Source organism: Pseudomonas sp. DCA-1, assembly GCF_046523955.1.
In the GTDB taxonomy this organism is placed as follows: domain Bacteria; phylum Pseudomonadota; class Gammaproteobacteria; order Pseudomonadales; family Pseudomonadaceae; genus Aquipseudomonas; species Aquipseudomonas putida_Y.
Genome location: NZ_CP169881.1, coordinates 144811 through 166065, shown reverse-complemented (window position 1 = coordinate 166065; position 21255 = coordinate 144811). Strand labels below are relative to the sequence as shown.

Annotated in this window: 20 protein-coding genes; 9 read left to right on the top strand and 11 right to left on the bottom strand. The window is 53.6% G+C overall.

The window, feature by feature from the left end:
* Window positions 1–25: 25 nt before the first annotated feature.
* Complete coding sequence (locus ACE4QZ_RS00815; protein WP_023383814.1) at window positions 26–481, bottom strand: hypothetical protein; 456 nt, start codon at window positions 479–481, stop codon at window positions 26–28.
* 110 nt (window positions 482–591) lie between these two features.
* On the bottom strand, window positions 592–1617 hold the full coding sequence (locus ACE4QZ_RS00810) for a DNA-binding protein (RefSeq protein ID WP_023383815.1): 1026 nt from the start codon (window positions 1615–1617) through the stop codon (window positions 592–594).
* Between the two features lie 963 nt (window positions 1618–2580).
* Between ACE4QZ_RS00810 and ACE4QZ_RS00805 the strand changes: the two genes are divergently transcribed.
* From ACE4QZ_RS00805 to ACE4QZ_RS00790, 4 genes are all read left to right on the top strand, one after another.
* A complete protein-coding gene (locus tag ACE4QZ_RS00805) occupies window positions 2581–3249 on the top strand; it encodes a hypothetical protein (protein WP_023383816.1) in 669 nt (222 codons plus the stop codon).
* Window positions 3246–4397, top strand: a complete 1152-nt coding sequence (locus tag ACE4QZ_RS00800; protein WP_054893896.1) for a tyrosine-type recombinase/integrase — start codon at window positions 3246–3248, stop codon at window positions 4395–4397. Before ACE4QZ_RS00805 ends, ACE4QZ_RS00800 begins: the two co-directional genes overlap by 4 nt.
* A gap of 382 nt (window positions 4398–4779) precedes the next feature.
* Complete coding sequence (locus ACE4QZ_RS00795) at window positions 4780–5901, top strand: ParA family protein (protein ID WP_023383511.1); 1122 nt, start codon at window positions 4780–4782, stop codon at window positions 5899–5901.
* Window positions 5898–6935: a ParB/RepB/Spo0J family partition protein gene (locus tag ACE4QZ_RS00790; RefSeq protein ID WP_023383512.1), complete on the top strand. Its 1038-nt coding sequence runs from the start codon at window positions 5898–5900 to the stop codon at window positions 6933–6935. The genes ACE4QZ_RS00795 and ACE4QZ_RS00790 overlap by 4 nt, the downstream gene beginning before the upstream one ends.
* Before the next feature lie 1603 nt (window positions 6936–8538).
* On the opposite strand, the gene ACE4QZ_RS00785 is transcribed toward ACE4QZ_RS00790, so the two are convergent.
* Entirely contained in the window at window positions 8539–8799 is a 261-nt protein-coding gene (locus ACE4QZ_RS00785; protein WP_023383513.1) for a xenobiotic compound monooxygenase A subunit, read from the bottom strand.
* Window positions 8800–9155: 356 nt separating this feature from the next.
* Here ACE4QZ_RS00785 and ACE4QZ_RS00780 point away from each other — a divergent pair, with 356 nt between their 5' ends.
* From ACE4QZ_RS00780 to ACE4QZ_RS00770, 3 genes are all read left to right on the top strand, one after another.
* Complete coding sequence (locus ACE4QZ_RS00780) at window positions 9156–9623, top strand: hypothetical protein (protein WP_023383514.1); 468 nt, start codon at window positions 9156–9158, stop codon at window positions 9621–9623.
* Window positions 9624–10372: 749 nt separating this feature from the next.
* Window positions 10373–11535 (top strand): IS3 family transposase gene (locus ACE4QZ_RS00775; protein WP_096010314.1). Its coding sequence is split into 2 segments (ribosomal slippage): window positions 10373–10628 and window positions 10628–11535, totalling 1164 coding nucleotides; the frame shifts between segments, so codons are not numbered across the junction.
* Window positions 11536–12631: 1096 nt separating this feature from the next.
* Window positions 12632–14095 carry a RepB family plasmid replication initiator protein gene (locus tag ACE4QZ_RS00770; RefSeq protein ID WP_175442762.1) on the top strand — a complete coding sequence of 488 codons (1464 nt, stop codon included), beginning with the start codon at window positions 12632–12634 and terminating at the stop codon, window positions 14093–14095.
* Window positions 14096–14097: 2 nt separating this feature from the next.
* Here ACE4QZ_RS00770 and ACE4QZ_RS00765 read toward each other — a convergent pair whose 3' ends face one another.
* The 3 genes from ACE4QZ_RS00765 to ACE4QZ_RS00755 all read right to left on the bottom strand — a co-directional run bounded on the left by ACE4QZ_RS00765 (window position 14098) and on the right by ACE4QZ_RS00755 (window position 16650).
* Window positions 14098–15045, bottom strand: a complete 948-nt coding sequence (locus tag ACE4QZ_RS00765; RefSeq protein ID WP_023383516.1) for a hypothetical protein — start codon at window positions 15043–15045, stop codon at window positions 14098–14100.
* 116 nt (window positions 15046–15161) lie between these two features.
* Window positions 15162–15818 carry a hypothetical protein gene (locus ACE4QZ_RS00760; protein WP_023383517.1) on the bottom strand — a complete coding sequence of 219 codons (657 nt, stop codon included), beginning with the start codon at window positions 15816–15818 and terminating at the stop codon, window positions 15162–15164.
* Between the two features lie 16 nt (window positions 15819–15834).
* Complete coding sequence (locus ACE4QZ_RS00755; RefSeq protein ID WP_023383518.1) at window positions 15835–16650, bottom strand: HDOD domain-containing protein; 816 nt, start codon at window positions 16648–16650, stop codon at window positions 15835–15837.
* Between the two features lie 305 nt (window positions 16651–16955).
* Between ACE4QZ_RS00755 and ACE4QZ_RS00750 the strand changes: the two genes are divergently transcribed.
* Window positions 16956–17573, top strand: coding sequence for a hypothetical protein (locus ACE4QZ_RS00750; protein WP_023383519.1), 618 nt, complete (start codon window positions 16956–16958; stop codon window positions 17571–17573).
* A gap of 37 nt (window positions 17574–17610) precedes the next feature.
* On the opposite strand, the gene ACE4QZ_RS00745 is transcribed toward ACE4QZ_RS00750, so the two are convergent.
* Entirely contained in the window at window positions 17611–17934 is a 324-nt protein-coding gene (locus ACE4QZ_RS00745) for a hypothetical protein (RefSeq protein ID WP_023383520.1), read from the bottom strand.
* Between the two features lie 111 nt (window positions 17935–18045).
* On the opposite strand from ACE4QZ_RS00745, the gene ACE4QZ_RS00740 reads away from it, so the two are divergent.
* Window positions 18046–18414, top strand: a complete 369-nt coding sequence (locus tag ACE4QZ_RS00740; RefSeq protein ID WP_023383521.1) for a histone-like nucleoid-structuring protein, MvaT/MvaU family — start codon at window positions 18046–18048, stop codon at window positions 18412–18414.
* An 83-nt stretch (window positions 18415–18497) separates the two neighbouring features.
* Here the strand turns inward: ACE4QZ_RS00740 and ACE4QZ_RS00735 are convergent, their stop codons facing one another.
* The 4 genes from ACE4QZ_RS00735 to ACE4QZ_RS00720 form a co-directional block, all read right to left on the bottom strand.
* Window positions 18498–19667 (bottom strand): hypothetical protein, encoded by a 1170-nt coding sequence (locus ACE4QZ_RS00735; protein WP_023383522.1) that lies wholly within the window; start codon window positions 19665–19667, stop codon window positions 18498–18500.
* 24 nt (window positions 19668–19691) lie between these two features.
* Window positions 19692–19976: a hypothetical protein gene (locus ACE4QZ_RS00730; RefSeq protein ID WP_023383523.1), complete on the bottom strand. Its 285-nt coding sequence runs from the start codon at window positions 19974–19976 to the stop codon at window positions 19692–19694.
* A gap of 167 nt (window positions 19977–20143) precedes the next feature.
* Entirely contained in the window at window positions 20144–20428 is a 285-nt protein-coding gene (locus ACE4QZ_RS00725) for a hypothetical protein (RefSeq protein ID WP_135001454.1), read from the bottom strand.
* 253 nt (window positions 20429–20681) lie between these two features.
* A complete protein-coding gene (locus tag ACE4QZ_RS00720) occupies window positions 20682–21227 on the bottom strand; it encodes a hypothetical protein (RefSeq protein ID WP_082412236.1) in 546 nt (181 codons plus the stop codon).
* Between the last annotated feature and the right edge of the window lie 28 nt (window positions 21228–21255).

The following is a 21255-nucleotide window of genomic DNA, read 5'->3' as shown; positions in this document are numbered from 1 at the left end:
CATCAAGAAAGCCAGGGAGCCATGATCAGTCGTAGGTCTGAGCGTACTGCTTTTCGGTCAAACGGCTCAGCAGTTTGAAATAATTTGCTCGCGTCGACTGATCAAATACGTCGGTTTGAACTGAGAGCATGTCCAACGCAGCTGCATCCTCTCCTTTGCCCGAAGTGAAAGGAAGTGGAGCTGTGGCATAAAACACATTGCCGTTACTAGCCTGGGCCGCATCCAAGACGGCTTTAACTTCCAGGTAGCGCGGGTAACGAGTAGCAGTAAGGAAATCCCCATCATAAACGTCGAGCTCGCCTGATTGGTCCTCGACCAACACAGCCATCAATGGCCAGTTGTTTTCGGAGCCATCCTTGCGCGAACCGCCCGTATCTGGGCTAGCAAAAAAGATGACCTTACGAAAGGTGTTGGTGGCAAACACCTGCAGAAGCGCTGCCTCGTTAGATGCACTGTCCGTGCATGTCTTGCGGTTAGCCATAAAAAGTCCTCATCTAAAGTAGCACCACGCGGTGCGTTATTAAACTACCACCCTTCATCCGAAAACCACAAGAAATACTTGACAAATTGACAAAATGTCAATTCAGCAAACTATTCATCCGTGCCAGAAGCTGCTGCTTTACCACCTCTAAAGCCTTCCAGCAGAGCGGCCTGCAGGGTTCTGTTCAGTTCACGCAGCTCCTTGTTCTGTGCTTCTAGGGCGCTCAGGTTCTGTTGGGTAACCTCCAGACGACCGCGGGTCTCAGCGGCATCGTCAGTGGCCTTCGAGCGCTGAATCCGCAGCTGGTCGATGAGCGTCAAAGCTTGCTGCAGCTCCTTGCCGACCTTCTCTGTTTTGCCTCTCTCTTCATCCCGAACCCTGGCGGTCTCCATCATCAGGTGGTTTTCGGTTCTCTCAAGGTGCTCCTCCGCGGCAATCCGCGCAGTCTCGGCCTTCGCACGTGCAGACTCAGTCGCATCGTTTGCTGATTGGAGCTGCTGCTGAAGGCGCTCAAGCTCTCCGCGATGCATGTCCTGGGCACGCTCAACTACGCCACTGTGCACATCCTGCAGGCGCTTGATTTCCTCACCATGAGCCTGACTTGCGGCAGTGAGTCTCTTGTTGAGATCTGCGACCTCAGCTTGAAGTTGCCGAATATAAGCACTCGACTGATCCAGCTGATCGGTCAACCGCTCCTTGTCCGCGATGAGGCCAGCGAGCTCTCTGCTCTGGGATTCAAGGCTAGCAGTAGCTGCCCGCTCATTGTCCTGCGCCGCCTTGGCGGCATCAACGGCAGCCGCTGTCGCCGTCTCAAGCGCTTTGCGCTCAACCGCATGAGTCTCCTCGGCCGCCTTTAGAGCGACATCCCAGATCTCATCAAGCTTTTCGCACACTGCGTTTGGAACACCAGGTCTTCGCAGCCTGGCGCTCAGAATAGGGCCGGTCTCACTCCAGAACCTTTTGATTTCCTCGTTCACCAGATTGGGCGAGGCTTTGAGGTCATGGTGAATGTATATGCACTCGCGAATTTCCGCCTGGCGAACCTCGCGACCCGCATCAAGCAGCTCTCTCGCGTAAAGGTGGACAAGATCTCTGGTGCTCAGCCTTTTGTCAGATGGGAGTCCGGTGTTGGCCATGAGGCGTATCCTTGGAGATAGGGTCGGGAGACTAGGAGCCGGCGACCTCGGCGAGGGGCCAGTACGTGCCTTGGCCGCTCCTCACAGGGAGGGGGCTGGCCTTAGAGGGGAGCATACACTCACGTCTCTAAAACAACAAATTCGTATTGGATATCATACGTAACGTATCCGAAAAATGAAAAACTCGTGAATATCTCCGATTATCACGAGTTTTTTCAAGCAAGAAAAAACGCCCCTCAAAAAGCCTATCGCTATCAGTAGCTGGCTTTTCAGAGAGGCGTTTTGGATTTCTCGTTAACCCCCTATGAACAAGGGGTTCTGAAAAATTTGCTTGCGCTGGAGATCAAGTATCAACGTCAGCCATAAATGCGAAGCCACGGCCAAAAATGCGAAAGCAAGGTGACACTGGATCTGCGGGGCACCATAGCTGAATCGAACCATGGACACTTTTCAAACCCTAGCACAGAGCGGCCGCAACCCGATCATTGCCCGACCAGCTGCAGAAAGCCTGCTGTATTGGCAAAGCCTCACCGATGCTCCTGGGTCAAACGCCCGGGCAAAACCGTCTTGTCGAGCAGTCTGTGCGCCGGCGGTGGTCCAGACGGCTGAGGCATGGCTGCCAACGGCAGGAAGTAATTCGTGAACTTGGAGGATGAACGCTACGGTCCAGGAATCAGTTCCGGAATCGTCCTCAGTATTACTTCCGAGGACAGAGCCCCACGGTACCTTGCTCATAAGCCGCGGCGACCACTGGGATGTACGGACCCCGAAGACGCTCCTACGTCGATTCTGATCAATTCGCAGGGGCTAACATCACCAGATTTCACACAGGAGCACGTAAAAAATCCATCTTCTGGGCTCGTCTCAGGATTCAACGGGCGCAGCCAACCTGGCTCATCCAACTACTTGATTTCATCGTTAATGCCCCTAAAATCAGGGATTTCACAACAAAAGACTTGCGCTGTGGATCAAGCCAAAAATGCAAAGATTTCTCGTGGGCTGCTGCTCCTGCGCCCTGGGAAGCTGTCCCGAGATGACTTCAAGCAACTGATCCTACATAAGGGTTGGCGCATGGCTGATGTGGCATGCCGTTGGTCAATTCGTCCAGAGCACATGAGCCGCATCGCTGCCGACGAGGACAGGGACTTCAAATGGGACGACCTGGCCCGGGCTTTACCAACGCTGAGCCCAAACGAACAGGCTGCGGTGAAAGCAGCTCGCATGGTGCTGGCGCCACCAGCCAAACGGCAGCGCAAGATCACTCAGGTGCAAGATGCACCGATCGAGGTGCCAGTAGCGGTCGCAAGCTCTGCAGCTGCTGATAAGCCCTTCACTTGGAATCATGATGACGACGAAGATGACGAAGAGTTCGCAGGGGTCGCCACAGACGGCTATCGCTGGAGGCGCTACCTATCCCGCGGTGCCGAGCTGGTCGTCGACAGCGAGATCGACAACTTTGCGACGTTCGGGTCCATTCTGGTAGTGGTTGCAACACGGGAAGGTGTCGATTCGGCTGGAGGCGTACAGGAAGAGTACCAGTGCGAAGCACCATCAGGCTCGCAGCGATGGTTCGAGCCCGATGAGATTGACGACTGGCTTGTCTACAACGGCAAAACGCGAGACTTACGATGAACACGAACACTCCAGCCATACACAGAATTCCGTACCTCCAGGCCAAGTCAGAAGTTGCGCTGCTTGATCGCGAGCCTGTCGACGTCATTGACCAGGTCGATGTGATCCAGGCAGATAACGACATCGAAGCAGCTTGGATGTGGCTCCATGCCAAAGGAACGAACCCTAAGACTAAACGGGTTATGCGGAAGGAAGTGGAGCGGTTCATCCTCTGGGCATTGCACACCCTGGGTAAACAGCTCTCCCAAATAACTGTGATGGACATCACCCAGTACATCGGCTTTATGGCTGACCCACAGCCGGCTGAGGTTTGGGTATCGCATACAAAGCACAAGCGCTCTCATCCAGACTGGAGACCGTTCGCTGGACCACTTAGCAAAGCGTCGCAGCAGTACGCCCTGATCCAGATCGGCAGCATGTACAAGTGGATGATCCAGGGTGGACGCCTTAAAGCGAACCCAGTGTCGCTCGTGGCCAAGCCCCAAGTCGACGTCGACTTGACGATCAAACGGCTGCTTCCCGAGGCAGCCATAGGCTTGGCATTTGAGGCTATCGCAGCTACAAAAAGCCCACTCAAACGAGCTCGCGACCATTTCATGTTGAGCTTGTTCTACATGACCGGCGTGCGAACGTTCGAAGCGACCGGCGCTACCATGGGCAAAATCCGGCGATCAGCAAGCGGTACTCTGTGGTTGGAGGTGCTGGGCAAACGAAACAAGGTTAGAGATGTGCCGATATCCGAAGACCTCTATGAGGACTTGTTGCAGTATCGCCACGCGTTCGGGTTGTCACGTGAGGTGCCAGTGAAGGACACAACCCCCCTCCTCCTCGCCTCGAACTCAAAGCTCAAACGCGCGCATAACGACACCATTTTGAAAGCAGTCAAAGAGATCATGCATCGTGCTGCAGCCCTGGCAATAGAGCGCAGCCAGTTCGATTTGGCCGATCGACTTGAGGAGGCCTCAACGCACTGGCTCCGCCACTCGTGCTTCAGTCACCTTGCCAAAGCTACTGGTGACCTGGTGATGATCAAGGCTCTGGCTGGTCACAGCAAAATCGAAACCACCAGTCGTTACCTGCATACGGAGGACGACGCTTTGCATGCGGGTGTCGTTCAAACCCTAAGCACCCCTCGACTACACCGGTAAATATCTCCAGGCCTCAGTGTTGTTGAATCAGTGACGGTGGCTGCCAAGGCCACCCTTCGCTGATGGCCCGGCTGCTGTGAGGGATGAAGCATCGTCCGACCATTTTCGACGAACAACTCTCATACCTGCAGTGTACGTCCTCCGCATAGAGCCCTCTCCGTTACGACGGACATCTGAGCGCCCTACCCTCGATATTTTTGTCGCTAAATCAGTTAATTACCCAAAATCATCTGGTTGACAGCGTTTGAACCCAGACACTACCAGATGACAGATTTCAGTAAGTGTTCTATCTCTATCAGGTAGAAATGCGTTTTTTCTTGTCTGACCGTATGGATTCGTATGAAAATGCGGCCATCCTACCTACCTGACCTCGGTAAACCACATGACTTCAGCTGCTGCGCCACTCGATCAGTACATCTTCACTGATTTCACTCAGCTAACCTTCACCCCACAATTTGTGGCTGAACGCTTGATGATCAGCACGCAGACACTCAAAGCCATCGAGAAGGAACACGACCTCAACATCGCACGTGTCGCACGCGGATCCGTAGAGGTCAGGAGCTACACGCTAGCTGACATGTTCCTGATTGCGTCGATTCGTCGTGCAAATGGGAACACTAAAGGGTTTTCGAGACCAATCACCTGCTCGACTTACGTCCAAAAAGGTGGGACCGCGAAAACTACCACCACTTGCAATATCGGCATCGAGTTCGCTTTGGCAGGTTTCAAGACCCTGATCATTGACAACGATCCTCAAGCCGACGTGTCCAGCATGCTGGGCTATGACCCTGACCAGACTACCGAGGAGCTTGTAGAGCTTGGCCTTCCTGCTGACAGAGCAGTAGAGGGCCACCTCGGGAACCTGATCCGTCTCGGAAACTTCCCAGAAATGACCCTGGACCAAGTGATCAAAAAACCATTTGGCGAGCACGGCCCCCACCTCATCCCAGCTTACGATTCCTTGGACGATATGGACGTTGTGCTCCGTAACGCCCAGGGTGCCGACTTCCGGTACTCACTGTTCATCGAACGAGCTCGCAAAGGTCAGCTCCCTCACTGCGACTTATCAAGCTATGATGTGATCATCATGGATAACGCACCTTCTGGAACCATGCTATCCCGGAACAGCCTGGCCGCAGCTGATTTCCTGCTGTGCCCAATCCGTATGGACAAATTCTCCTTCCGTGCGCTATCTCGACTGGCCCACAAGATCAATGAAATGAGCACCGATTTCGGTCGGGCTCCAGAGATCGTTGCAGTTCCCACCATGTACATGCGCAACCGCCCCCGCCTACAAGCGAACCTCGCTCGCTTGTCCAGTTTGTTCCCAGGGAAGGTTACGGAACAACCGCTCTTCCACTCCGAGGACTACTCGAAAAGCCTGGAAGACGGCGTACCTCTTTCCCTCTGGAAACAAGGTGGTGAGAACTCTTTGGTCGCGTTCCGCAATGTGTTCGAGGAAATGGTTGGCCGAATCAAAACAGTCCTGGAGAAGGGTAAATGAGGAGTTCTAGCCCGATCGGCAAGCCTACTGTGATCGCGCCGGCGGAGGGTTCGTCTAGCATCCAGGGCGTACATGTTCCGAAGGTTATTCCGGAAGCTAACCTCCGGCCGATGAGCGAGGTGCTCAGTTCTTTGCACCTTGATGAAGAAAGGGACAGTTCAGCGGAGCCGCTGGAACGTGCACCGGTTTCTGATGCTGATCACGTTCACCAGCCGGGCTTGGATGACATTTTCTTGAGCGGCGAGCGCTTGCCAGGCGAGGCAAAGTTCTTGCAATTGACGCTCATACGCCGCGGGAAGTATCAGCCACGCCGCAAATTTGACCCCGAGAAACTCGGCCTTCTCGCGAACACGATTGAAGATAAAGGCCTCAACAACGCGATTATCGTTCGCCCTCTTGCTGACGGTACTTACGAGCTTATTGCTGGTGAGCGCCGGTTCCTGGCTCATGAGCTGCTCCGAAAAGCCTACATCTACGCGCTCATCCGGAATCTGTCGGATGCGGAAGCGGCGATCTTGTCCGTTACGGACAACGATGCCCGGGAAGACCTTACTGAATTCGAGCGTGGTGCAAGTTACAAGAAGCTTCTCGATGACAAGGTTGTACAGTCCCAGGCGGAGTTGTCCCGCCGTGTCGGTCGAAGCATGGCCACGATCAGCCGCTGCCTTGCTTATTTCAAGTTGCCTGAGGGTGTCATTTCACTGCTGGAAGAAGATCCTGACCTGATTGGTAACAGGGTTGTCTCCGATATGGTTGCTTTGGCTGACAAGGGACATATTGAAACCGTTCTGGCCGCCGCAAACCGTATTAAAGAAGGTGCATCCCAGGACAGCGCAATCAACTGGGCCAAAGGTGAGATTCGGCGCAAGACATCACCTCAGGCCCCTGTTCCTCCGCGGCAAATCGATTACAAGGAACGCACCCAGCTGGATGCCCGTATCGATGGGCGCAAGTTGATTCTCACTCCTCCCAAAGGCATTGATCCCGCAGAGGTCCTCGCATACATCGAGGAGATGCTCAAAACGCGTAGTTAAAATCCCTTCCGCCGCCGGTCCCTCCGGCGGCAAGGCGCCCTCGCCTTTCCTTTTTTAATCCACTGATATTGTTGAGTTTTTCGTAGTTTCACTGTGAAAAGCTCGGTCTCGGATCACATCACTTCTTGTCCTCCTGGCTATTTTTCACAGTGAAAAATAACGCCCCCTCCTAGGCGTTTCACTGTGAAAAACTAGCCCCTATTCCCATCTCAACTATGTAGCAGCTCCCTCCATCAGCGCTCACTACCAACTGCGCACTGTGCAGTGTTTACTATGCAGTGCACACCTCACACTGCTCACTGCTCACTGCGCACCGCATAGCCAGCTCATTTGCTGGATGAATGAAGTCACGCCGTCATGCTTTTCACTGTGAAACGCTCTAGCAGCCCTTCTCCTAGCCAAACCATTTCACAGTTCGACGCGCTCCCGCCGATTGCTGTAATGCGGGTCGTTTCACAGTGAAAAGGTAATCGGCTTCCACCTGCTCTCTTCCTTCTCCGAGTCGTGCCCAGAAGTCTCGTTCTGCTCCTGCGATCCAGACATCACCGGCGCAGCTGGCAAGTTGCCGAGCACCGACCCATCCCCACTTTTCACGGTGAAAAGTGCGCTCGGGCACTTGGACGGAACTCCTTACCAAGACGGGTGCTACCGGACATCTTCTAGGAGACTCAAGTTATGAGCAGCCGACTGCCGAGTTGAATAGCCAGCGTCCAGGAATGTGCATGTTGTGAATGCCCATAGATTTCCGCCTCCCTTTTCACGGTGAAAAGACTACGGGTTGCTGGTCTGGGGTAGTGCCTGCAGATCCAAAGGAAATGGACATGAGTGATCCGACTTTGCGCGCCTGGCTTCAATCTGGCATCGAGCTTTTCACGGTGAAAAGCCGCGGCCCCCTTCATATACGGACAGGTTCCGGGTTTCTATTTCACTGTGAAAAGCTTCACCTCGGTGAGGGAACTCATGGATTCAAAACGCAGCTCAGTACGTAAACAGGTATCGAACTGTCCTGGCTTAATCAGCTCCGTGGTGCAATTCGCGCCACTGGCGGCATTCCGACGTTTTCACAGTGAAAACCCGCGGGGTGGCACACCATTACGAGCGGTTACCGCGAACTGCTCTCCACCATGCCCAACGGTCATAGGGGATGCGAGGATCGACAGGGTTAACGGCAGTGCATTAAATCCGTGCCGGCTGCTGGATCAAGCTGTGCGTTTCACAGTGAAAACACTCACAACCAAGAGCCCAGATAACGGGCCAGCTTGTTAAGAACCTGCTGCTTTTGGGTTCATACAGCGAGGGTCCCGAGTCGATGGTCATGCCATTGAGCTGTGCCCCGCTGCACGCGGTGACCACCGCCGTTGCCCGTAGCGTACTGCCCCAGGCAACGGCGGAAAGAGGCGGATCACCGGCTACCTTTGATACCGGGGCGGGTTCGGTTTGAATCAAGGCCGGCGACATGATGACGACTCTCCGGCCAGGACCAGGCGAAGCGGCTTTAAGGCACGGTCAGGGCTGTTTTCTCGCGCAGCGTTCTGCCTTCGTATTTCTCGCGGAAGCGGATCCGGCCGGCGGCGCAATTCGGGGCAGCACGTACTCGACGAAATCATCGATGCCATGGGTATAAGTGAGTGGGCGCGATGTTGACGCTATCGGCGGGTTCCTCTTCGACCCAAGCCTCCATCTTGTCGCCCACGTCCTGACCGGTGCTGACGATGGCCAGGTGCTCCTGGGCCTTCCAAGCGATGCGCTTGCACAGCTGAAGAATGCTCAGGCCTTTTCGCTGGGCGGTCTCGTAGTACATCTGCGCGGTGCTGCGCAGCCCGACGATCTCCAGGTTCGATTCCGGTACCGGGCCGTCAATCAACTCGCGTGGTCATTTCACTGTGAAACGTAGGGATGAAACGAGCTCATAAATTAGCCATTTCACAGTGAAAATCAGGCCCCCGGTCATCAAGGACTTTAGGTGAAGTGCATAGATGAACCGCCCAATTGTTCTCGCCTGCCCAACGTAACCAGTACATAGACGGTGCGTATGCTTGGCCTGGCATGGGGTCCTCCTTTGATTTGTAGAGTAGAGGGCGTGGGGCAAGCAGATCAATCTGTTACCATAGGATTCAATAAAAGTACGTTTACGTGTTATGCGTCGAATACAAAACCATGTGCTGCATAACAGCAGTGCAAGCTATGGCGCATACGCCCCCAAAAGATCAGGAGAAACGCATGTCTATTGCACTGGTATTGAGCGAAGGCTCCGGAACCATCTTCGAGAACAAGAACCGCACATCTGATGCAGCACCCGTGATGATCGGCTATATGGAGTTCCCGCTGAACAAGGAGCGCAGCCATAAGCTGAAGCTTGAGGTAGCGGTCTGGCTCAAGCAGAAGAACGGCTCGAACGAGAAGTTCTACTCACTGTCAGTAGGCGGGATCAATGCCAGCCTGTTCAAGGAAGCTGACAAGAAGGAAAAAGGTCCCGACTACGCGGGTAGCTTCGGCTTCAACCACGAAATGCGCATTGCAGGCTGGCGCAAAGACGGCGTGGATGGTGGTGCACCATTCATCAGCCTTTCGGTTACACCAAAGGTTAGACCGGTGAGCCAGCCGTCGCCAGCAGCTGACGCTGCTGCGCATGCAAACCCAGCTCAGGATGGTCTAGTGGATACAGGTGATCCTCGGTTCCAATTCTGATAACCCCAGACCCCGCTTAGCGGGGTTTTTTTTTGCCTGTTCATTTCCGCAGGCAGCTTCGAAGTCGAATCACGAGGTACTGGCCCTTCATCTCAACGGCAATGGACCTCAGCTTACTACCCAGGCTTAACCGCTGTAGGAGGGTGACTTCCGCGAAGCGGTCGAAAGCTCAAACTCTGACTGCAATTGGGCCTTCACAGCGTCATTGGCGCTCTCTGCCATATGTGACCAGGCCGCCCACAACATACGGCCCACATAATCATGCAGCCCTTCATTACTGGTCTTGGGTACCGTGTAGGCAGGCACTGCCGGCGCGAGGCCAGTCAAGACTGCAACCGATCAAGACCAGGGCCATGCTGCCCATACCCATAGAGAGAGCGTGTTCTGCGCACCTGGTTACCGCCCGGGCTTTAGCTGCGTGCGGGCTCGCTCGGTCCGACTGCCATTTAGGAGGCCTTGCCAGGCCGAGCAGATACATTATTCCCGCCAATTAGGCCGGCAACACGGCTGTTCCCGATAAGGCCACGGGCACTCTGGCAATGGTGTCCTATTCCCCCGTTATCGCCCATGCTCGTTCCATCAGACGCAGCATGAGCCTGACATCTTGTTTCGTAGCCTGGTCGACTCGATCGCCCCCCTTTTTCTCTCTGTCATGGCTCAAGTGACCCAGGGCTCTTGATCGAGGTGTAGTGGTCTAATGAAACCGGACACCCATTTAGGCGACAATGCTCGCCACAGAGAGGTGTCTGATGACCAAGCAACGTCGTACCTTTACTCCTGAATTCAAGCGGGAAGCTGCCTGCCTGGTGCTCGACCAAGGCTACAGCCACGCCGAAGCCGCCCGCTCGCTCGGCTTGGTCGAGTCAGCCCTACGCCGTTGGGTTAACCAGCTTCAGCAGGAGCGCGGCGGCATCACGCCGGCGAGCAAAGCGTTGACCCCAGAGCAGCAAAAGATCCAGGAGCTGGAAGCACGGATCACGCGCCTGGAGCGCGAGAAGTCGATACTAAAAAAGGCTACCGCGCTCTTGATGTCGGAAGATCTCGAGCGCATACGCTGATTCGTCAGCTTAGCGCCCATGAACCCGTTGATTTCCTGTGCGAAGTGTTTGAAATCACTCGCTCAACTTATTACGCGCATCGCCACAAAAGGCGGACGCCTGACGTTGAGCGCCTGAAGTTGCGCAGTCGAGTGAATGAGCTATTCACTCGAAGTCGAGGTGCACCCGGCAGCCGCAGCATCAAGTCAATGCTGCAAGATGAAGGTGAGAAAATCGGACGATTCAAGGTGCGCAGCCTGATGCGTGAGCTGTCGCTGGTCAGCAAACAGCCAGGGTCACACGCTTACAAGAAAGCAACGGTGGAGCGGCCGGACATTCCGAATGTGTTGAACCGAGCGTTTGATGTCGACGCGCCAAATCAGGTCTGGTGTGGCGACATCACCTACATTTGGGCGCAGGGTAAATGGCACTATCTGGCGGTTGTCCTCGATCTCTATGCGCGGCGCGTGGTGGGCTGGGCTTTGTCAGAAAGACCGGATGCAGATTTGGTCATCAGGGCGCTGGACGTAGCGTACGAACAACGTGGAAAGCCCCATGGGCTGCTATTTCACTCCGATCAGGGATCGCAATATGGTAGCCGTCAGTTCCGCCAGCGGTTGTGGCGCTACCGCATGCGCCAGAGCATGAGCCGCCGAGGCAACTGCTGGGATAATGCGCCGATGGAGCGGGTGTTTCGCAGCTTGAAAACAGAGTGGATGCCGGTCACGGGCTACCTGACCGGACAGCAAGCTCAGCGAGATATTAGCCAGTACCTGATGGATCATTACAACTGGATAAGACCCCATCAGTTCAACGATGGGCTGGCTCCGGCCAAAGCTGAGGAAAAACTCAAAACTGTGTCCGGGATTAGTTGACCACTACAAGGTGACCTGCTGGGACCGCCTGCAGTGTTTTCACGTGAAAACCTCATGCCGCCAATTGTGCCATGGCTAGAGGTGGCGTCCTTCGTAGGCGCGGACCTCCCTGGACCTGGCTGTCTGATCACAGGGCGAAACAGCGAAATGTGCCATCTCTAGAGGCACGACAGATCGAAATTGCCCAAATGTGCCATGGTTAGTGGGCAAAATTGGGAAGCCGTCCGAAATGTGCCATCTCTAGATGAGGTAGGGGCAGTGGCCACCCAGCCAAATGTGCCACGCTTCGAGTGTCTCCCCATCAGTCTTATGCCACTTTTCACAGTGAAAACTATATCAACGATGCCGATCGCGGGCTTCGTTCAACTAGTTCAAACAGGTTGAGTCATTATGCGTCGTGGCAATCCACTATTAGGGGGGGCTAAGGGGGGAGTCGCACCTCCCTAGAACATCAATTGTGCCATCGTCAGGGGGATGAGGGGTTCTGTAGGTGTCTGATAAGGCTGAAGAAACGAAATGTGCCATTGTTAGAGCACTGCTAAAGCAATTTCGGCAGATCGCTGCGTTCGTGTGCCACGAATCGTGCTGAAGAGTGCCATCGTTAGGGAGGGTGCCGATGCGAAATCGATCATCAGTAATGGCTGGAAAGCCCGTATTTACTGGGATTGGCCCAATTGTGCCATTGCTAGGAAGCCACAGGCCTACCAGTGGCACAATTCACGAGATCGCCTAGCGATGGCACAGTACGGGTCTAAAGGTGGCACATGTTTCTAAGGATGGCACCGGAGCCATCTACCGCCGGCACATTAGTCTCGGAGGATGGCACTGTTTCCCCTGGAGATGGCACAGAAAAATGGCTAGAGCCCTTGTGTATCAAGGGTTTGAGGGATTCACTAACAAAGCTTTAAAAAAGCAGTGAAAACAGAAACAAGCTGTTGTAGGTTTTTTGCTATCGCTTTTTTGAGTCAAAAGCGAAGGGCAAAAGCGGTACCTAGGGATGGCACAATTGGGCACTGACGTTGGAACCGTATTTTCGTTGACCAGAAGTCATACGTTCGAGTAATGTGCCACCACAGTCACCGATGGCACAATTCACATGGACTCAGAAACCCCCACACCGCGAGCTCCGAGAGCAAAGCGTACAGCCGGAGCGACAACGGATACCAGTCCAGCTAAACGCAAGAGGGCACCCAAGCTCCAGGTCGTTCGTGATGTAGAGCCATCCAAAGCCGTAGAGCTGAAAAAGGCAACCGAAGCCCTCTCGATGCGAAACGTCTCTGCCGCCAGTGACTTCACATTCCTTCAGCGAAAACTCTACAACACCCTCCTTCAATTCGCCCAGCAGCGGCCGAGAGAGGAGATGGTTCATGAGATCCCGATCAAACAGGTCGAGGACAACATTGGACACACCACGTCGAACAGCCGTGATTACCTCAAGAAGGTACTCGTGAGCATGTCTCAGACCCAGGTGGAGTTTGACTACAAGGGTGAAAGCCCTGGGCGCAAGAGCGAATGGGGCATCGCAAACCTGATCGCTGAAGCCTACATCTTGGAAGATGGCCAGACCCTTCGCTTTTCGTTCCCACCGGATCTGAAACGCCGGCTACTCGACCCAGCGATCTTCAACTTGATCGACTTGCGGATGCAGTACCACTTCTCCAGCTTCTCTGCTCTCACTCTGCACGAGATCACGTCTCGCTACCTCGGCTCACCCATGGGAGAGACGTACCGTGCACATTGGTCTGAGTGGAGCGTTGTGCTGTCAGGATCTGCTACGCCACATGCCGAATTTCGCGACTTCAACAAAATGCTGGGTCGCGCAATCGACCAGGTCAACAGCATTGAACGCAGATTCCGCATCTCACCGCACGTCACAAAGCTAAACCGGAAGATGGACAAGCTTTGGTTCAAGCTGGAGACACTGATTCAGCCTGGCCTAGACCTTGGACCATCACCAGAGCTGGTTAGCCAGGACGTGTCAAAGCGCCTTAAAGCACTGTCCTTGAGTCAAAAAGATATCGATGAGCTTGGCATGACTCACGATGAAGAGTACCTGCTTGCGCAAGCTGACTACACCGAGGCACAGATGCGCAAGGAAGGGGCTAACGTTGCAAGTCCAGCGGCATATTTCAAGGCTGCAGTAGCCAACAACTACGCCAAGGCGCCAACTCAACAGAAGGCCGCGGAACCAGGCAGGGGCAAAAAGCCAGCCGCCTCTAAAACCGGTGAGAAGTCGAAGCCGGCGCAGGCGCCATCGCAAGCGCCGAAAGCAGCACCATCGAACCAAATGGCAGACCTGCTGGAGCAGTGGGGAGCAGCTCAGCGTGAAGCTATTCGCGCCCAGTTCATGGAACTGTCGGACGAGCAGAAGAAAGAGCTTGCGGAGAAATATGAGACCGAGCTGCGCAAAGACGATCTGGCCTACTCGCAATACCGGTCGAAGGGTTTGAACACGATGGTGATCAATTGCTTGGTAGCGATCCAGTTCCAGGAGCGTTTCCCTGAGACCCCAAGCTCGGAAACACTCCTGCAATTCTTGCTGGGTGGAGCGAAGATCTAAAGCTATCTGTGGCCGTTCGAGGACGGCTGCGGGGCTATCTGTGCGGTGCGCTGGACAATGTTCAACAGCGTATCAGCGGAGAGGAAAGGGGAGTTCTTCAGCATCTGCTCAATGAGCAGAGTCACCACGCCAAAGCAGTCGCCTGGCCCGATAGGCACCGATCGAGGTGGCCGGCCTTTCGTATTCACTGAGAGAAAAACCTTCCCGGGCTGATTCTCGATCGTGAACCACTTTTCGTTTTGTGCACCATGCCCTTTCCCATCAAACTTTGTCTGCATTTGCATGAAGGTCGCCAGCACGCCAGGCAGCTCGCGTCCAGATAGCTGAATGCTGATCTTGTCAGACCAGTTGAATCTCTTGGATGCGGTCGACTCCGCGGCTTCGATCCTAATCGTGTGCTCACCGCCCCTGGTCATATCGGACTGGAAGCAAACGGCGACCTTTCCGCCGTACACATGCCGAGTAACAAAGGTCTTCTCGCCTGCAGGCTCGCAGGCATTGTCGGAAGTGACAGGCTCCTCGGCAGCCTCAATATCCGCAGCTTCGATCAGCACCTCTGGTTCCAGGGATGCACTGTGCTGCGAATGAGCGTTCCGGTAGATTTCGCACAGAGACTGACCAACATCTGAGTCTACGTAACCACCATTGGCCCATTGTTTGAGATCTTGAGAGAACTGCGGGCCCTCGGATTTCCCAATGCTGATCAGCACTGGGAGGGATGGTTGTGGGAGCTTGGCCTGGAGGATGCGCTCGGTACACCCTGGTAGAATCGTGAAGAAAACTCCACGAAGATAGTGCAGGGCTGAGTTGTCGCCGGCTTTTGCCCGATCGATCGCGTCGGTGAGGTCATCACCCTCTGATTTGTAAACCTCATCGAGCACTTCGATGTCGGGTGCAGGAATTCGCAAACTAGAGAGCTTGGCAGATGCAGACTGGGCATCGAAACGCATAAAGAAGAACCCTTGGCTCAGTAAAATACCGTTCGTAGCCTTACGGATACTAGCAATAGGGTCTTTTCTTATCAATACGTGTTATATCCCATTTGGGAATAACTACGCAAAAGATACTACAGGATGTCTATATCCAGGGCTTTGTTTAGCTCGTCTTCAATGTCGACGGAGCAGCCATCCAGCTGGAAATCAGATTTCGCCAGTACGCCCAACGCCATCATGATCACTGGGGTTCCGAGATCAATACGCTTTGCTACGATCCTGATAGCAGCAAGATCGCGGAGGGAGGGCTTAGGGCGACCTGTGCGCCACGAGTTGAGCGTCTCATACGGCACATCGATTTTCTCGGCGGCCTCCTTCAGGTCTTCTGACCAAGTGGCTGCGATCAGTTCATCCAGAATGAAAATCGGGGATGAGGCGACGTCTGCCTTCGTGACCTCTTCGAAATAGGCCGCGGTCTCATGGCTCTGGCTGACAGCTTTCGAATTGAACACCGCTGACTGCTGAATCAGACAGTAGTCCGACCAGCGAAAAACGTCCGCCATCTGCAGAACTCGGAACCCCGAGCAATGAAGAAATGCAGCAATAAGGTCGATTCGTTTTCGATCCAGTACGTCATGGAGGGGGCGCGGTTTGGCTTTTGACTCATCCCCAAAACAACTGGCCAGCGTGTCTGCGGTGAAACCACAGGCCTTGCTAGCCTCTTGGAAGGGGAGCGATAGCAGTTCAGATCTATCGATTATGGCCTGATATAGGCGGAGCCCTGGGTTCACTACAAATCCTTCTCTCTTAACCGATCATCAGCACTGATTCAGACACACGTTGTCGGCAGCTATCCAACAAATCATGAGAGAGGCCAAGAGATTTTGCTATCTCTGGGTCCACCCAGTCTGCGAGTGATGATCTATCCAACCCCATAACCACGCCATAAGCATAGGTCGAGGATACTGATAGCAATTGGCCAAGGATATCGGGTAGGGGGGATCTATTGGAATACGTGAGCAACGCTTTTTGGATTGGGGTCGGGAATTTCCAGCGCTTCAGCAGCTCTGCTCCAACCTCAGCATTGTCAAATCCAAGCTGCGCCTGCTCGACAGGACGCCGGCCGACAAGATCGAATGCATCAACGGATTGAACTACAGTGCAGGCTTCATCGGGCATTACCAGGTGAATGAGTAGAGCGCCTATGCCTTGCATCAAACCCGTAGTGAAAGCGATATCCCGTTCTGCACCTATGCTCTCCGCCAGGGCAGATGCCATGAACGCAGTATGCAAACCCATTTTCCAGTAGGTCGGCATATCAATGCCTGGTGCGTCCGGCAGCGCCTTCAGTAGGCCAGTCGTGATAATGGTGGTACGGAAGTTGTGTATGCCAATTGTAGATATGGCATCTTCGAGACGGGAGACAGTTCCGCTGCGTCCGAAATAAGCAGAGTTGGCCGTGCGTAGTACTTTTGCGGCGAGAGCCTGGTCAAGGCTCACTGCTTTCACAATGCTGGACAACGGCACTGAGGGATCCCTAGACATCGCTAGTAGCTCCATAACCACCGAAGAGATCGTGGGTAAGGCTGCGGGATTCTTGAATATTTTTGCTAGGGCTTTCATAAAAAGTCTCAGTGAAATTTTGAGCCATCTATCCGTAGGTAGAAATTCAAATTGTAACGTCTTGAACAGGCACGGTCATTAATGATTCAAGAATTGGAAACCTGCGCCGATAGTGTCAAATGGCCAAAAAAAAGTAATTTCAGCAATCCGTAACGCGGAGATGTACGTCACCTGTATTGATTAAATTTTGATAGTATTTTTCGTTATTGGTTCGTGATTTCATCTTACACACGCATGTGACACATCCCCTGAGGCAAGGCAGTTAGGCGAAAAGCCTCAACAGCACACTCTTTCAGGAGACCCACATGATTTCGTACCCACAACATAATCAAGCGCAAACTCGTTCCCTGCTGATTTCCGGACTGTTCCCCAATGGGGAGCCGTTCGCGGAAGAGGTCCAAGCCGATTCTTCCTACGTAGCCCAGATCAAGGTGCTCGCCCAGTGTCGCTATAGCGATCTGGGTGGTGACCTGGATGTCACCGGGCTGACAGATGCTGCCACTGGGTCATCTGTACAGGACTCGCTACTGTCGGCCAAGCAGGACCTCCTCAGCGAAGTAGAGGCTGTCGAGTATGTGATTCACACCGTTCAAAATTCCCTCAATAATGGCCGCACGTTTTCAGCTGGTTCCACCAGCGAGTTGCGCGCTTACGTTGAGTTCTTCGACCTCATCCTATCCGAGGCCCCTCATGCGTTTGACGGGCTATGCTCCGGCGATCGGGTGGCAGATGATGAGGAAATCACCCTTGATTTCGAAGATTCCAGTTCCGCTGAGTTTGCGCTCGTGCCGGCAGATGCTTTGCTGACGCTGGCCACCTTGGCGCTGGGGGAGGGGAGGGCTGTTGCCGCTTATCAGGTACTGACGATGGCGAGCATCACCCGTGTTGCATTGAGCAAGGCCTGCATTCGGGCCTTGGTGTAAAAAAGACCTTCTGGATACCCTCCAGAAGGTCTTTTTTTTACCACTGCATTTTCAGTTGGTGTAGCTCACTGATGCGCGCATGCAACTGGTCCTGGAAGTGAGCTACCTGGCCTCTCAGAAGCACCCAAATGCTCGTAAAGCAGTCACCCTCTACCCAGCCTGCCCTTGCTGGATCAACGATGCAGCTGATGGTGCCGGTGAGGTCGGATGCAATGAAGCTCAACCAAGTCTCCCCCTCAATGAGTGCGCTCTTGGGTGGCTCTGAAATCAAGTAGACGCCCTCGAAGTTACGGCCGGCAAGCAGTGTTGCAATGTGGTGGTGGCGGCCGCTTTCTGCGTACTCATCAGCGTTGCAAATCATGGAATTTCCGTCGACTCAGTAGAAAAAGAACAGCACCTAGGGTATAGTAATTTTTATGCAAATTAGTTATAGATACTTGTTTGCTGAATTGTACACCAATGAGGATTACGCATGAGCAAGTTGGCTGAATTTCGTGCTGCAGAGAAAGCACTGCAAGAGCAACTTTCTGCTTTGGAAGCGCTGAAAAATGATTCAGGGCTGCAACGTGAGATTGAGTTCGAAGAAAAGCTCAAAAGCCTGATGGAAGAGTACGGCGCGAATTTGGGCAAGGTCATCGCCATACTTGACCCGGCTTCAAGTCTGCGCAAAATCAATGCACGGCCAGAAGCCGATCGTCAGCAACGTAAGCCACGTGAGGTCAAGGTCTATAAAAATCCCCACACCGGTGAGACTATCGAGACCAAAGGCGGCAATCACCGCCAGCTGAAAGAGTGGAAAACTCAGTATGGTGGTGACGTCGTCGAATCCTGGAAAAGCTAAGCCCCATTAGCTCTTCACAAAACCGGCTTCTGCAGCCGGTTTTTTTTCGTCCAAAAAAAACCCGCATAGATGCGGGTTCTTATTTAAGTGCGCTCTGCTTGAAGCCGCTGCTCTACAGCTTTTCTCATGCGCATTTCGTAGTCGATCCGCTGCTCATAACGAGCCAGGGCCGTTGCATCGGGTTTGGTCTCGTTGTTGCGCCACCGGTAGATCGTCATTTTGGTCACCCCAAGTATGGTGGCCATGTCTTCGTCTTTCTCGGTATCGATGGCGAGGCGAGTCATCCATTCAGCCAAGATGACGTTCATGTCCCGGTCGAAACGCAAAAGGCGTTCTCTCCGGTGCGGCTCCTCTGCCAGAAGACCCCGAGCCTTTTCCATTACCTCCGTGGGCACCGACGCAGTCCGGCCATAGATGTAGGAGGAGAGTCGAGGGAGACCGATGCCCAGGGCAAAGGCGTAGTCTTGATTGCGTAGGCCCAGGTCAGAGCCGATCTTCACCAGTTCTTGCTGATCAACCGAAAGCTCGGCCCGGCTTCCGCCGCGGGGACGCTTCACACCAGCATCAGCTGGCTTGGATCGCGATGAAGTGTCCGTATCGTTTTCTTGGTCGTCCGTAGGCTGAGGTTGTACAAGGCGTACCATTGGATCTTGATCCATGGCATAGATGCCGGAACTGGCCACTGTTTGTTCTCCGTTGATCACCCGTTTAAGTGCTGCGGCCATTTTAATGGTGGCAGCTTCTGTATCGATATCTCGATCGTGGTCTACTTCTACCTGGTCGGCTAGACCGACTTGCTCCAGTTCCTCACCCTTCTCTTGCATGTCCTCGATGGAGCGATGATTGATCATCAGCTTCTGGCGATCTCGCAGGACTTCTCGGCTGACGTTGTGCGCCACAGCGTACACAACCGCATAGACGGCATCCTGATCTTCAATCTTAGCCAGCATAGAGCCGAAGAAGACTTCCAGCGTCCTTTGCAGGACCTCTTCAAAGTCGCTGAGTTCGCACTTGTTTTGACGGAGCTTGACCCTGCAGATTTTGCGAACGCGCTCATCGCGATCCATCTCGAAGGCCAGACGGTTCACAAACTTGCGTGAGCGGTCCACATTCGAGATGTAAGTCCCGCACAGCTTTTCAAAGGTCGAGGGGGGGCCGGATGGCTCGGAGGGGGGGAGTGACTCGATGTCGGTGTCTTGCACAAGCCCTGAAGCAGTCTCTTGCTCCAGGGCATCAATCTTTTCTACTGCCATAAAGGGCTCGTTGATTTATCCAACCTACGCAGCCACGGTATCCACAGATCGGTCCAGTTGAGGGAGAGCGACACTCCTGAATTGCGCCAGCGAACTGGACACATCGAGGAGGACATTGATGCCGGCGGCCAAGATCTCAGTCTTGATCTCAGGGTAGGCACTCATCGCGTGCTCGATCCGCTCACCTACTTTTCGGATCTGGTCCGCTTGGCTTAGATCATCCACCCCGAACACTGTGCTGGGGTTCTGACCAGGTTCCACACCAAGGGCGTCCAGGCCGATTTCGATTGGGGAGTACTCGTGGATCATGAAGCATTACCTCTGGTAGCGACCGCATAAGGCCGCTTTTATTGATTATACGTACGTGACAGAGAACGTCAATCAAATCCATAACGCGTAAGTGGAAGACTGGTCCGTTTCAAATCGTTGTACTGTGCATTACGCAGGCATGTGATTGGTGATGCAGGGGCGAGTGATCAGATGCAGGTAGCCTGGATTGCCCGCTCGAAGCCGGACAATGCCGCGTGAACCTCAGTCATATCTGATGCAAATGTTGACGCGATAACGACGCCAGCCAGAAGAATTTCAGTCTTGGCTTCTGGGAAGTCTGTCATTGCTTTGAGCATGCACTTGGATGCGCATTTGTTAGAGCAGCTTTTATTGAATCGTGGGCAGTGCGGTTTGCCATCGGTTGAGAGGCAACCCAGCGACGAAAGACCGATTTCCGTAGCTCCCTGGTATGTGTCAAAGCTGAAAGACATGCTGTGTCCCTAATTCCTATCTAGTCCGTTGATTGGCGATGCGGGACAAATTATAGGGACGTGTTGTTATGAGGGTCAACAAATCGGCGCCAGAAAAGTTCCCTAAAAAGTGCGGTTTAATGCGTGCAAAATTTGGTCTGCACGATTTTTCGTATGCAAAAATGCAGCTCAGGCCTTGGGTGGGTGAAGTGTAATCTATTTGATGAATAAAAAAACCAGCGCCTTAAATAAGGCGCTGGTTTATGTGATGCAGTTAAAGAAAGACGTCTCCATCAGGAACAATGAGAATGTCTTCTAACGTGTCTACTATGCGGGTTTGATCTTCGAACAGGTCGCCCATGGATCCAATAGTAGGAGCTACATTTTCCGGGATCAGTTGCTTGACCCTTTTGGCTACGAGTGCACATTGCACGGGTTTTGGCCGCTGTTTACTGGTGGGTGGACTGATGCCGTTTCCTTGAGGAAGATTCTTGAGATGTGCATCGTTTCTTCTTTTAGGTGGGTGCGGAATGTCGCTAAGGTCATACGCCTTCGGCGTATCCCGCTTGCCTTTAGTCTGTCCTGTACGTTCGTGGTCGTATGTCCGTTTTGGTTTAAATGAAGCATTGTCACTTTTGGTATGAATAACCGGCCAATATGTGAAGCTTCCTGTTTTCCACCAAGCAATCACTGGTACACATATAACAAACGTCAATGTGAATAGCGCTAGCTTATGCGATGCACCCGTAGCCGCCACCAACGCGGTGTAGATACAAACTACTACAAGCCACGCGGATACATGCCTATTGATACGTTTCATTTGGTCTCCCAGGTTCGCTTTATGAGAG

Coding starts and splice junctions, on each gene's coding strand:
- ACE4QZ_RS00815 (WP_023383814.1), bottom strand. CDS start 481: ATGGCTAACCGCAAGACATGCACGGACAGTGCATCTAACGAGGCAGCG.
- ACE4QZ_RS00810 (WP_023383815.1), bottom strand. CDS start 1,617: ATGGCCAACACCGGACTCCCATCTGACAAAAGGCTGAGCACCAGAGAT.
- ACE4QZ_RS00800 (WP_054893896.1), top strand. CDS start 3,246: ATGAACACGAACACTCCAGCCATACACAGAATTCCGTACCTCCAGGCC.
- ACE4QZ_RS00795 (WP_023383511.1), top strand. CDS start 4,780: ATGACTTCAGCTGCTGCGCCACTCGATCAGTACATCTTCACTGATTTC.
- ACE4QZ_RS00790 (WP_023383512.1), top strand. CDS start 5,898: ATGAGGAGTTCTAGCCCGATCGGCAAGCCTACTGTGATCGCGCCGGCG.
- ACE4QZ_RS00780 (WP_023383514.1), top strand. CDS start 9,156: ATGTCTATTGCACTGGTATTGAGCGAAGGCTCCGGAACCATCTTCGAG.
- ACE4QZ_RS00770 (WP_175442762.1), top strand. CDS start 12,632: ATGGACTCAGAAACCCCCACACCGCGAGCTCCGAGAGCAAAGCGTACA.
- ACE4QZ_RS00765 (WP_023383516.1), bottom strand. CDS start 15,045: ATGCGTTTCGATGCCCAGTCTGCATCTGCCAAGCTCTCTAGTTTGCGA.
- ACE4QZ_RS00755 (WP_023383518.1), bottom strand. CDS start 16,650: ATGAAAGCCCTAGCAAAAATATTCAAGAATCCCGCAGCCTTACCCACG.
- ACE4QZ_RS00750 (WP_023383519.1), top strand. CDS start 16,956: ATGATTTCGTACCCACAACATAATCAAGCGCAAACTCGTTCCCTGCTG.
- ACE4QZ_RS00745 (WP_023383520.1), bottom strand. CDS start 17,934: ATGATTTGCAACGCTGATGAGTACGCAGAAAGCGGCCGCCACCACCAC.
- ACE4QZ_RS00740 (WP_023383521.1), top strand. CDS start 18,046: ATGAGCAAGTTGGCTGAATTTCGTGCTGCAGAGAAAGCACTGCAAGAG.
- ACE4QZ_RS00735 (WP_023383522.1), bottom strand. CDS start 19,667: ATGGCAGTAGAAAAGATTGATGCCCTGGAGCAAGAGACTGCTTCAGGG.
- ACE4QZ_RS00730 (WP_023383523.1), bottom strand. CDS start 19,976: ATGATCCACGAGTACTCCCCAATCGAAATCGGCCTGGACGCCCTTGGT.
- ACE4QZ_RS00725 (WP_135001454.1), bottom strand. CDS start 20,428: ATGTCTTTCAGCTTTGACACATACCAGGGAGCTACGGAAATCGGTCTT.
- ACE4QZ_RS00720 (WP_082412236.1), bottom strand. CDS start 21,227: ATGAAACGTATCAATAGGCATGTATCCGCGTGGCTTGTAGTAGTTTGT.